General features: G+C 68.3%; 11 protein-coding genes and 3 pseudogenes. 7 read left to right on the top strand and 7 right to left on the bottom strand.

The genetic code is table 11. The features are described from left to right. Window positions 1-38 precede the first annotated feature (38 nt). The 3 genes and pseudogenes from BJF88_RS15310 to BJF88_RS22495 form a co-directional block, all read right to left on the bottom strand. On the bottom strand, window positions 39-1,049 hold the full coding sequence (locus BJF88_RS15310) for an IS110 family transposase (protein WP_255372085.1): 1,011 nt from the start codon (window positions 1,047-1,049) through the stop codon (window positions 39-41). A 222-nt stretch (window positions 1,050-1,271) separates the two neighbouring features. Further along, entirely contained in the window at window positions 1,272-1,829 is a 558-nt protein-coding gene (locus BJF88_RS15305) for a DDE-type integrase/transposase/recombinase (protein ID WP_075829441.1), read from the bottom strand. A 94-nt stretch (window positions 1,830-1,923) separates the two neighbouring features. Next, a pseudogene (locus tag BJF88_RS22495) lies at window positions 1,924-2,043 on the bottom strand (helix-turn-helix domain-containing protein); the annotation flags it as partial. Window positions 2,044-2,257: 214 nt separating this feature from the next. On the opposite strand from BJF88_RS22495, the gene BJF88_RS19275 reads away from it, so the two are divergent. The 3 genes from BJF88_RS19275 to BJF88_RS19270 all read left to right on the top strand — a co-directional run bounded on the left by BJF88_RS19275 (window position 2,258) and on the right by BJF88_RS19270 (window position 4,545). Continuing rightward, window positions 2,258-2,587 carry a hypothetical protein gene (locus tag BJF88_RS19275; RefSeq protein ID WP_139316106.1) on the top strand — a complete coding sequence of 110 codons (330 nt, stop codon included), beginning with the start codon at window positions 2,258-2,260 and terminating at the stop codon, window positions 2,585-2,587. Beyond that, the gene (locus BJF88_RS15295) at window positions 2,584-2,916 is read left to right on the top strand and encodes a hypothetical protein (protein ID WP_075829440.1); all 333 of its coding nucleotides are present in this window, start codon (window positions 2,584-2,586) and stop codon (window positions 2,914-2,916) included. The genes BJF88_RS19275 and BJF88_RS15295 overlap by 4 nt, the downstream gene beginning before the upstream one ends. Before the next feature lie 255 nt (window positions 2,917-3,171). After that, window positions 3,172-4,545 carry a hypothetical protein gene (locus BJF88_RS19270; RefSeq protein ID WP_139316105.1) on the top strand — a complete coding sequence of 458 codons (1,374 nt, stop codon included), beginning with the start codon at window positions 3,172-3,174 and terminating at the stop codon, window positions 4,543-4,545. 764 nt (window positions 4,546-5,309) lie between these two features. On the opposite strand, the gene BJF88_RS23855 is transcribed toward BJF88_RS19270, so the two are convergent. The 3 genes and pseudogenes from BJF88_RS23855 to BJF88_RS20575 all read right to left on the bottom strand — a co-directional run. Continuing rightward, window positions 5,310-5,492, bottom strand: a complete 183-nt coding sequence (locus BJF88_RS23855; protein ID WP_369824639.1) for an MBL fold metallo-hydrolase — start codon at window positions 5,490-5,492, stop codon at window positions 5,310-5,312. A gap of 76 nt (window positions 5,493-5,568) precedes the next feature. Further along, window positions 5,569-5,922 (bottom strand): MBL fold metallo-hydrolase, encoded by a 354-nt coding sequence (locus BJF88_RS23850; protein WP_369824638.1) that lies wholly within the window; start codon window positions 5,920-5,922, stop codon window positions 5,569-5,571. After that, window positions 5,919-6,263 (bottom strand): annotated as a pseudogene (locus tag BJF88_RS20575) (S-(hydroxymethyl)mycothiol dehydrogenase); the annotation flags it as partial. The pseudogene BJF88_RS20575 and the gene BJF88_RS23850, both read right to left, overlap by 4 nt. Before the next feature lie 322 nt (window positions 6,264-6,585). On the opposite strand from BJF88_RS20575, the gene BJF88_RS15280 reads away from it, so the two are divergent. The 4 genes and pseudogenes from BJF88_RS15280 (at window position 6,586) to BJF88_RS15265 (ending at window position 9,210) form a co-directional block, all read left to right on the top strand. Further along, window positions 6,586-7,050, top strand: coding sequence for a DUF4395 domain-containing protein (locus tag BJF88_RS15280; RefSeq protein WP_075829439.1), 465 nt, complete (start codon window positions 6,586-6,588; stop codon window positions 7,048-7,050). Window positions 7,051-7,132: 82 nt separating this feature from the next. Beyond that, complete coding sequence (locus BJF88_RS15275; RefSeq protein WP_075829438.1) at window positions 7,133-7,870, top strand: MSMEG_4193 family putative phosphomutase; 738 nt, start codon at window positions 7,133-7,135, stop codon at window positions 7,868-7,870. Between the two features lie 10 nt (window positions 7,871-7,880). Beyond that, window positions 7,881-8,429 carry a DUF3090 domain-containing protein gene (locus tag BJF88_RS15270; protein ID WP_075829442.1) on the top strand — a complete coding sequence of 183 codons (549 nt, stop codon included), beginning with the start codon at window positions 7,881-7,883 and terminating at the stop codon, window positions 8,427-8,429. Next, window positions 8,426-9,210 (top strand): annotated as a pseudogene (locus BJF88_RS15265) (SCO1664 family protein). Before BJF88_RS15270 ends, BJF88_RS15265 begins: the two are co-directional and overlap by 4 nt. A 19-nt stretch (window positions 9,211-9,229) precedes the next feature. Here BJF88_RS15265 and BJF88_RS15260 read toward each other — a convergent pair. Then, window positions 9,230-9,925: SDR family oxidoreductase (locus BJF88_RS15260; protein WP_075829437.1), on the bottom strand; the 696-nt coding region annotated here is incomplete at its 5' end.

The raw sequence follows: 9,925 nt of genomic DNA, 5'->3' as shown, positions 1-9,925 counted from the left end.
CCCCGCGACGGGCGACCCGCACGACGTCACGCTTGAACTCAGGCGGGAACTTCTTGGGCACAGCGACATCCTTCCAGCAGGACCTCGTCCCACAGATGAAGTGTCAACCAATCCTGCAGCAGTCCCGTGACGATGTAGAGGGCGGTGTTGGCGGCGCGGTCTCCGCCGCGGCTGAGGCGGTGGCGGCCGGTCGTGCGGCCACTGCTGGCGGGTTGTGGGGCTACTCCGCAGAGCTTGGCGAAAGCGGCCTCGTTGCGGATGCGCTCGGGGTTGTCGCCGGCTGTGACGAGGAACTGGCCGGCGATCTCGACGCCGACGCCGTGCAGCTGCACGAGCTGCGGTGCTGCCGCTCGCACCAGGACGTCGATCTGTCGGTCCAGACTCTTGATCTCGTCGTCCAGGCTCTTCCAGCGGCGTGCGAGGTCGCGCAGGGAGGTCTTGATCCCTGCGAGCAGAAGGCGCTCGGGCTCGGTCGTCAGGGTGCCGAGGTCGTCGGTTTCGGGACGAAGCCGAAGGCAGCGGTTGACCAAGGTCTTCTTGGTCAGGTTCACCAGCTCGTCGCGCAGCAGCGAGGGTGCGCTGATCATCACGGCGAACAGCGTGTTGAACGCCTGAGTGCGTGCCTTGACTGCGCTGGAGCGGGTCACGCGCAGGGTGCGGATGACCTCAACGGTGCCGGACTTGGCCTTCGGGGTCGCGGTCGAGGTCTGAACCAAGACTGCTCGAGCGATCTGCTCGGCGTCGAGCCGGTCGGACTTGCCGTCCATGTGTCGGGCGAGCCGGTTGGGTCGGTTGACCTCGATGACCCGTTCTCCCGCCGCGGTCAGCGCGCGGGCCAGTGTGGCGCCGAACGAGCCCGTGCTCTCCACGCCGATCGCCTCGATCGTGCCGTGCGCGCGCATCCAGGCCAGCAGGTCCCGGTAGCCGGGGTCGGTGGCAGGGAACCGCTGATGCCCCAGCAGGCGGCCGTAATCGTCGATGACGGCGGCGTAGTGGGTGTGCTTGTGCGTGTCGACGCCGCCGATGACAGCGCCCGGTTCGGTTGTCATGCTGGATCTTGCTCCATCCGTGAGGGCTGATCTTGCGGAAGGAGGCGAACCGGCGGGACGGGCGACAAGTCTGTGACGGGGCTTCTGGACCAAGCTCCTATCAGGTCAGTTCCGTCTGGCCGGTGCGCGTAGCGGCGCTGCACCGGTGCCGGCCGACACATCGAACGCAGGACACCGTGGTCACACCTTGACCGGAGTCAGGCCGGCCCGGTGCAGCGCCGACTACCAGTCTTCACAGACCTTGCCTTGGGTGGTGGGGCGGTGCGGTCGGCCGTTCTTCTGGGTGATGCCCAGGCGTGCGAGCTCTTTCTCGAGCTTGGTGCGTCCACCTTGGCGGCCGTGACCGGCGAGGCGCACGGTGTAGACCATGCCGTTGTCGGTGAGGGTCGAGGCGGGGTATCCGTGCTGCTGGCAGGTGTGACGGAAGGTCTGGAGGACGATGTCGGCGGTGATCGCCGGGTGTGCGGACACGTGCAGGGCGTAGCGGGAGTGGTCGTCGAGCCAGGTGATGATCTCCACGTCGGGGCCGGGGGTGCCGTCGGGGTGCGTGAGGCGGTAGTGGGTGAAGTCGGATTGCCAGGTCTCGTTCGGCTGGGCGGCGGCGAAGCGGATGTAGGACGACTTGGGGCGTTTGGCGGGTGCGGGGGTGATGACGCCCTCGCGTGCCAGGACGCGGTGGATCGTGGCTCGTGCCACGCGCGTCTGGTGGTGGTGGGCCAGGTGCCAGGCGATCGTCTCGGCGCCGGCGTCCAGGCCGGCGTCGGTCAGCTTCTTGCGCAACGTCAGGATCTGCTGGACGACCTCGGCGCTGGTCGCGTGGGGGCGAGGTCTTCGGGGCGCGCGAGCGCGGTTCGAACGCGGCTTCGCCCTCGGCGCGGTAGCGGGCGAGCAGCGTGTAGACCCAGGAGCGGGCGACGCCGTAGTCGCGCGCGACCTGGGTGACGGGTCGTCCTTCGACGACGACGGCGGTGATGACCAGCCGGGCTCTCGACATGTGCGCTGATCATGGCGTGTCCGCGATGTTGGGAGACAGGGTGTCCTCGATGTCGAGAGACACCTGTCCTGGATGTCGTGAGCCTGGACACTGTCAGCCCGACGCGGGATCTGTGGTGTGGCGCCGGTTCTCGGCCAAGAGGACCGGCGCTCCGCTGTTTCGGATCACCGCGAAGCTCGCGCAGTCCGTGAGCGAACTGTGAGAGTCGACCGTCGTGTCGCTGCCGACTCGCTACGATCCCGCCATGTTCCCACCTGCTCCCGCGTTTCCGGATGAGTTCACGGTCAACCTTGAGACGGCGTCGAGCCCTGTCTGGGCAACTCTAGTGTCGCTGCTTTCCCCGCTCGTCGTCGCGACGATCGCGCTGGTGGGCGTCTTGTGGCAGGCAGGTCGCGCCCGAAAGTCGCAGCTCGATGCGGAAGCGGCGAGAGACCGGTACTCCCACGCGAATGACCTGCGCTCCGAGCGGCGTTCAGTGCAGATCGAAGCACTATTCGCGACCGCCGAGACTGTTCGCAAGTTGAAGGCTTTAACAATTCGATGAGCGGAAACCCTGGCAAGGGCAAGGCCGACAAGGCTTCAGCGCAGGCGCTGTCGGAGTGGTGGGGAAGCACCCAACACATCGATGCACTTAGCAACGCGGCGTTGGCCGTCGAGGTGTTCGGAAGTCCGCAGGTCGCGCTCCGAATCGATGCCGTTCGGGCGCGTGTCATCCAGTACCTGATGGATCTCAAGCCACCAGTGTTCAAGGGCGCTGTCGCAGACGAAGCCGAAGCCGACTTGGACAGGTTGGTCCGGGAACTAGTGTCGGAGATCCGGCGCGACCTAGGCGTCGATGAGCGCCTGCCAGTCGTCGTGCATCCCGAACGATAGTTTCGCCTCCTCCCCGCCGGTTCGCTGAACTTCAGTGGCACTCTCGTGTGAGCGACGACGGGGGCGCGGCCCGCGACGCGCGGGCGATCGGAGCTCAACCACTGGAGTCGTTTCGAGTCGACGCGTGGCGCGAGAGTCGTCTACCGCCAAGTAGAGTGCGCCCATGGCGATAGACCATCTGAACTTCGGCGACACCGTCGCGGCCTGCTCATCGACGGCGTAGCACAGACGCACTTCGTCGGCGCAACACTTGAGATGGTCGAGCCGCTCGGGCCGAGGCTCGAGGTGCCCTTTGTTCGCCACGACCCCAACGGTCAGTTCGCACACGTGAATCGCTGGTTCCAGGAGACTGAGCCGCCGAGAAACTTGATCCTCGTAGCGCATGGCATGTCACTGACGCTTTTTGATGTGCAGTGGTCGGGGCATACGCACGGCAGCGGCCTCGCCCTCGGTACGCTGCGACCGAGCGAAACGGTGCTGGCCGAACGCGAAGGCGAACTCGCGGATCCTCTCGAGTTCGATGTTCTTCGTAGCCGAATGGACGGGCTGAATCGATGGGCGGCCATGGAGGCCGTAACTTCAGACTATGACACAGACGAAAGCGGGTTGATCCAATCTTTCACGGCCATTGCGCGAAGCACGTTTGGAGAGTCGTGGCGACAGGGCGAGGCTGATCTCCGCCTCGTCGCGCATTGGGGAACGCTGCCCACAGAGGACGCATACGATCGTCGGATCGCGATAACGAATAACGTCGTACTCGAGAGCAGATTCCCGACCGCGCGACCCTTCGTGGACCACCTCGCGGAGCAGAGAAAGGTCGCGAATCTCCTAGTGTTGATGTTCGGCGCGCCAATTTCATTTCGCGAACACCGCATTCGTCACAATCGGTTCCCGACTCGGGTCCTAAGCGGTAGGATCATAGATCATCCGTTCGTCGAAATAGTGAGTGTAAGGACCGTCCGCGAACGAGCGATGCGAGTGCCCGCCACGAGTGAACGCCAGGATCCTCTCGCTACCGTCACTCAAATCGGACCTGATGGGATGACTGAGTGGTCGAACAACTATGACAAATGGCGGCGGTTCATCCTTCCCAGTGTTGCGGTCCTGGGCCGTCCCGATGCATTCCTCGAGGACATCGTCACGTCGACGTCGATGGCGATTGAGGCGGCTGGGTCGCTGGTGGGGTTTCGCGAGGGCGAGCAACCAACGTATGGAAGAACTGGTCGCCCAACCGCCGCGACGTATGCATATCGATGTCTTGATGTGATCGATGTCGAGTTCGGGGTTCACGCCGGAGGTCGGACGGAGTTGGCAAGAGCAATTGCAAACAACTATAACGCCGTAAAGCACTTCGACCGAGGCGATTTGCCCGACCATCGCGAAACGCATCTCATTGCTGAACTTAACTGTTGGATTGTTCGGCTCTTCGCGTTAACCCTTACGGGCAAGGGGAAAGAACTCATAGCCCCGCACCGACTGGCGCGTGAGCGCTGGAGGCTGGTGCAGTGGTTCGAGGCGTATCGGCTTCGCATCGATAGCGGTGGTAGATGGGTGCCGTCTCAGCAGGCTTCAGGAACCGTAGGGGATCACGCTGCGGAGCCCGGGGAGGCGACTCTCGGAACCGGATAGCGCGTTCCCGTTCATACTCGGTCGGCCGCTCGGCTATGGGAGCAGTAATGGATGTTACGTTCCAGCGGTACAGCCCCGCGTCGCGGGCATGCCGCTCTGGCTGCTGCACTACAGGATGGGTCGTGAACTGACTCAAGGGTTAGGCCGGATGCGTACCTCGGTCCGAGCATCTTCCAGGTTGCCGAGCGTGACGTGCGGACTTATGCAAATGGGCCGCTTCGTCAGGGTGCGCCTCAATCTTGCTGCACGCCAAGGTGAATGCTCGTTCGCCATGACTGCACCACCGCAATCCCAGGAGAAAGTCTCGCCTGTCGGGCGCGCGGTATCCGTCTGGACGTCTTTGATCGCGACTGGGACGCACGAGCGGAGGTACGCATGCGGCCGCGCCGATCTGTCTCGTCGCAAGGGCTCGAGTGCTGGCGTAGCATCCCGTGATCGCGGGTCGGGTGCCAGGGCGAGCCGCCGGAGTCAGTCGACGCACGCGGCATCACCGAGTGTGACTACTTGCGGTGGCAGGGACGGGGCCTCAAGGTCTCCTGAATCGGAGCGGCCTTGGTCGGTTGCGCATGCGCCGCCATCGCCAGCGTTTACCGGCGTGGTGTCTTTCGCCGATGTGGACCCACTGCGTGGCCGTGATCCGTTAGCACAACGTCGACGTCGTTGAGCGGTCTGGGTCTGGCACGGCCTGGGTGACGGTGCGCCGCTGGACGTGATCGAACCCGACCTCCCGGGCGGCGACGTATGCCTCCGCCCGGGAGAAAAAGTCAGAGCGCCGCAGCCTCGTCACCCAGTGTCGTCGTCGGGCCGTGGCCGGTGTGGACAACAGTCTCCGCGGGGAGCGTGAGCAGGCGCCGGCGGATCGAGTCCTTGATGACGCGCTCGTTGGAGTACGACCGTCCGGTCGCATCGGGGCCGCCCTGGAACAGGGCGTCGCCGCTGAACAGCATCGGAGTGTCGAACCCCTCGCGGATCCACAGGCAGGTCGAGCCAGGGGGTGGCCCGGCGTGTGGATCGCCTCGATGGTCAGCCCGGCGACCTCGATGGTGTCGCCCTCCCAGAGCTCGTGCGTGGCTCGTGGTCGGCGTGCGTCCGGCGCCACAGCGCCAGGTCGGCCGCGGTGAGGTACGTCGGCGCGCCGAGGAACGACGCGGCGCGCGGCGCCTCCGCCACGTGGTCGTCGTGACCATGGGTGAGCACGATGGCGACGACGCGGCGCTCACCGACCTGCTTGCTGATCGGGTCGACGTCGTGAACCGGGTCGATGACGACGCACTCGTCGTCGTCGCCGACGATCCACACGTAGTTGTCGACCTCCCACGAGCCACCGTCCAGGGTGAACACGCCGGACGTCTCGAGGTGTTCGATGCGCGCGCTCACAGTTCCGCCACCGATCGCAGAACGGAACCGTCCTTCATTGTGTCGAACGCCGCCACGTCGCCCAGCCCGATGCGCTCGGTGACGAAGTCGTCGAGGTCCAGCCTGCCCAGCCAGTACTGGTCCACCAGCATCGGGAAGCCGCGCGACGGCAGCGCGTCGCCGTACCAGGCGGACTTGAGCGACCCACCCCGGCCGAAGACCTCGTCGAGGGGGAGCGTGATCGTGGTGCCCGGGTCCGGGACGCCGACGAGGACGAGGCGCCCGGCGAGGTCGCGCGCCTCGAACGCCTGCTTGTACGTCACGGCGATGCCGACAGCGTCGACGACAAGGTCCGCAGCGAACGCCGGAGGGAACCTCGCCGGTCGGGCACGCGGCGTCGGACCCGATGCCGTGGGCCGCGACCATGCCGTCCGAGCAGCCGTGCGTGTGGCGGTTGTGCCGATCGCACGCGTGGTGACCGGCCCGCTCGAACGGTGCCGCGGAAGCGCTGTGGTCGGTGGCGCGGCGCGCCCGCTGTGATCGTCGACCGCCCGCTGCGCGGGCTCGTGTCAGTCGGCGGCATTGCGCTCAAGGTTCGGTCGAGCGGTCTGAGCTTCGTGCGCGAGGTCGGACGGCGGCCTAGGCTGAAGTGGAGCAGTCGGCGCCTACCTCGCGGAGGCTTTCATGCCCGGCTCCAGCATCACCGCGTGCCCGCTCCGCGGCCAGGTCGATCCGCGGCTCCTGCGGTTCAGCGCCGGGGCGACTGCGGGCGTTCTCGCCGTCGCGCTGCTCATCGCCCAGGTCGCTCGGCCGTTGAGCATCGGCCTGCTGGCCTCTCAGGTCGCGCTGTTCGCGTTCACCGCGTTCGTCAGCTTTCAGTGGTCGCTGTGGGCCCAGATCTATGCCCGTCTCATCTGGCCGCGGATCGGGCCACCGGCCAGACTGGAGGACGCGCGGCCGCCGAGGTTCGCGCAGCTCATCGGCTTCGTGCTCACCGCGATCGCGCTGGCCCTCTTCATCACCGGCCTCGACGGCGCCGCCTACGGCCTCACGCTGCTCGCTCTCGGCGTCGCGGCACTCAACGCGGTCACGGGCTTGTGCTTGGGCTGCAAGGCCTACCTGCTGATCCGCCGCCCGCGACCGGCCTGACCCCGACTAGATGAACGCCGGTACCGGGCGACCAGCACCGAGCCGTACGTCGCGCGTCGACGGGAACCCCTACGCTCGCTGCATGCCCACGCTCCTCCTCGTCCGCCATGGCCGCACCACCGCGAACGCCGGAGGAATCCTCGCCGGCCGAACGCGCGGCGTCCGGTTGGACGCCGTCGGGCGCGACCAGGCGATCCGCGCGGCCGAGCGCGCGGCAGGGGCGCCGATCTCTCGTGTGGCCACGAGCCCGCTGGAACGCTGCCGCCAGACGTCGCGGGCGCTCGTCGAACGCCAGACCGGGACACCGGAGCTGGTGATCGAGAAGGGCATCACCGAGTGCGACTACGGGCAGTGGCAGGGCCGGGCCCTGAAGGACCTCGCCGGTGAGCCGCTGTGGAAGGTCGTGCAGACCCAGCCGTCGGCGGCAGCGTTCCCGGGGGGTGAGTCGCTCGCCGCGATGCAGGCCCGCAGCGTGGAGGCGATCCGGCGGCACGACGCGGAGGTGGCCGGACGCTACGGCGCCGACGCGGTCTGGGCGGCCGTGTCTCACGGGGACGTGATCAAGTCCGTGCTCGCGGACGCGCTCGGCATGCACCTGGACCTGTTCCAGCGCATCGTCGTCGGCCCCGCGTCCATCTCGATCGTGCGGTACGGCCCGCACCGGCCGGACGTGGTCGCGACGAACACCGAGGCCGGTGACCTGTCGTGGCTGCGCGCGGCCGCACCGGCGGGCGACGCGCCCGTCGGCGGCGGCGCCGGCCATGGCGACCCCGAGGGCGAGGACGGGCCACAGCCGTCCTGCACGGCGGCGCGCTCGTAGAGTGGGGGCCATGCCTACCCTCGTGCACGCGTTCGACTGGCCCGACCGGGTCGTGGTCGGCACGGTCGGAATGCCCGGATCCCGCACGTTCTACCTGCAGGCCCGCGAAGGCACCCGGACGGCGGCCGTCGCGCTGGAGAAGGAGCAGTCCGCCGTCCTCGCCGAGACGATCGACCGCGTCCTCGACGAGCTCATGGACGACTCCGACAACAAGTGGAGCGTCCCCGCCGACGTGCCCGCCGAGCTCGTCGACGACGACCCCCTCGACCTCCCCGTCGAGGAGGAGTTCCGCACTGGGTCCATGCGGCTCACGTGGGACCCGCGCACGGCGCAGGTCGTCGTCGAGGCGTTCCCGATCGTCGACGTCGATGACCTCGATCCCGACGAGGAAGAGCCCGAGCCCGACGAGGCGCTGCTCGTCCGGATGCCCGTCGGGACGGCGCGCGCGTTCGTGCAGCGCACCCGCGCCGTCGTGCAGTCCGGACGCCCCCAGTGCCCGCGCTGCGGCCGCCCGATCGACCCCGACGGGCACGAGTGCGTGCTGCCCGACGAGGAGTGACCACCCCGCACGACGACCTCGACGCGGCACCGCTCGAGGTCGTCGGACGCATCCGCGTCGCGTCGAACGCGACCTACCGCGCCCGCATCGGTGAGGTCGACGTCGTCTACAAGCCGGTGGCGGGGGAGCGGCCGCTGTGGGACTTCCCCGACGGCACGCTCGCCGGCCGCGAGGTCGCGGCGTACCTCGTCTCCGAGACGACCGGGTGGGGCGTCGTGCCCCGCACCTGGCTGCGCGACGGGCCGCTCGGCCCCGGCATGGTGCAGCTCTGGCAGGCGTCGACGCGTCCCAGTCGCCGGTCGACGTCGTCCCCACGCCCGACGTCCCGCCCGAGGGCGTGCGGACGGTGCTCGAGGGCCTCGGCGAGGACGACCAGCCCGTCGCCCTCGTCCACGAGGACACGGCGGCGCTGCGCCGGATGGCGGTGCTCGACGTCGTGCTCAACAACGCCGACCGCAAGGGCGGGCACGTGCTGCCGCTCGCCGACGGGCGACGCCTCGGCGTCGACCACGGCGTGACCTTCCACGTCGAGCCCAAGCTCCGCACGGTGCTGTGGGGCTGGCTCGGCACGAGCCTCAGCGATGACGAGCTCGCGGGCGTCGAGCGCGTCCGGTCGGGCCTGGGCACGGACGACGACGGCGATCTCGCCCGCCGCCTCGCCGACCTCCTGACGGACGACGAGGTGGCGGCGCTCGCGGACCGGTGCGACGGGCTGCTGAGCGCGGCACGGTTCCCCGTGCCGTCGGGGGACATGCCCGCCGTCCCGTGGCCGCTGTTCTAGCGTCGCCGGTCTGCCCGGCTCAGCGCCCGTGCGGGTCCGAGGCGTTGAGCGTCGCGACGACCTGGTCGTAGTCGCCCCGCGCCTCGCCGTGGCGCAGGAACTTCACGCGCTCGACGAGGACCTCGTGCGCGTCGGGCTGGGTGCGCAGCAGGTCGACGACCTCGGTGACGAAGTCGTCGAGCGGCATGGCGATCGGGCTGGTGCGCTGGGTGGGCAGGAGGTCGGTCGCGACCGACGGCGGCACGAGCTCGGTCACGCGCACGCTGGTGTCGGCGAGCTGCAGGCGCAGCGCCTCGCTGAGCATGTGGATCGCGGCCTTGGACGCGTCGTAGCTCGGCGTCGCCGCGAGCGGGGCGAACGCGAGCCCGGACGACACGGTGACGATGGTGGCGTGCGGGCGGGTCTGCAGGTGCTCGACGAACGCGCCGATGAGCCGGATCGGGCCGAGCACGTTCGTCGTGAAGGTCTCCTCGGCGGTCGCGAGGAAGCCCTCGGGGTGGTGCCAGTCCTCGACGCGCATGATGCCGGCCATCGCGACGAGCGTGTCGAGGTCGGGGTGCCGCTCGAGCACCTCCTTGGCGGCCGACGCGATGCTCTCGGGGTCGGTGGTGTCGATGCGGACGGTGTCGATGCCGGGGTGCTCGGCGGCGATCTGCTCGAGCAGCTCGGTGCGGCGCCCGCCGACGACGACGGTGCTGCCCTGCTCGTGGAGCGC

The organism is Cellulosimicrobium sp. CUA-896 (assembly GCF_001942335.1).
Lineage (GTDB): Bacteria > Actinomycetota > Actinomycetes > Actinomycetales > Cellulomonadaceae > Cellulosimicrobium.
The sequence above is the reverse complement of the archived record's forward strand: the minus strand, read 5'-3'. Positions and strand labels throughout refer to the sequence as shown.

Bases quoted from the DNA above. Each gene is read 5' to 3' on its own strand.
- BJF88_RS15270 (WP_075829442.1), top strand. From the start codon at position 7,881: ATGCCTACCCTCGTGCACGCGTTCGACTGGCCCGACCGGGTCGTGGTC.
- BJF88_RS15295 (WP_075829440.1), top strand. From the start codon at position 2,584: ATGAGCGGAAACCCTGGCAAGGGCAAGGCCGACAAGGCTTCAGCGCAG.
- BJF88_RS19270 (WP_139316105.1), top strand. From the start codon at position 3,172: ATGGTCGAGCCGCTCGGGCCGAGGCTCGAGGTGCCCTTTGTTCGCCAC.
- BJF88_RS23855 (WP_369824639.1), bottom strand. From the start codon at position 5,492: ATGCTGTTCAGCGGCGACGCCCTGTTCCAGGGCGGCCCCGATGCGACC.
- BJF88_RS15275 (WP_075829438.1), top strand. From the start codon at position 7,133: ATGCCCACGCTCCTCCTCGTCCGCCATGGCCGCACCACCGCGAACGCC.
- BJF88_RS15280 (WP_075829439.1), top strand. From the start codon at position 6,586: ATGCCCGGCTCCAGCATCACCGCGTGCCCGCTCCGCGGCCAGGTCGAT.
- BJF88_RS15310 (WP_255372085.1), bottom strand. From the start codon at position 1,049: ATGACAACCGAACCGGGCGCTGTCATCGGCGGCGTCGACACGCACAAG.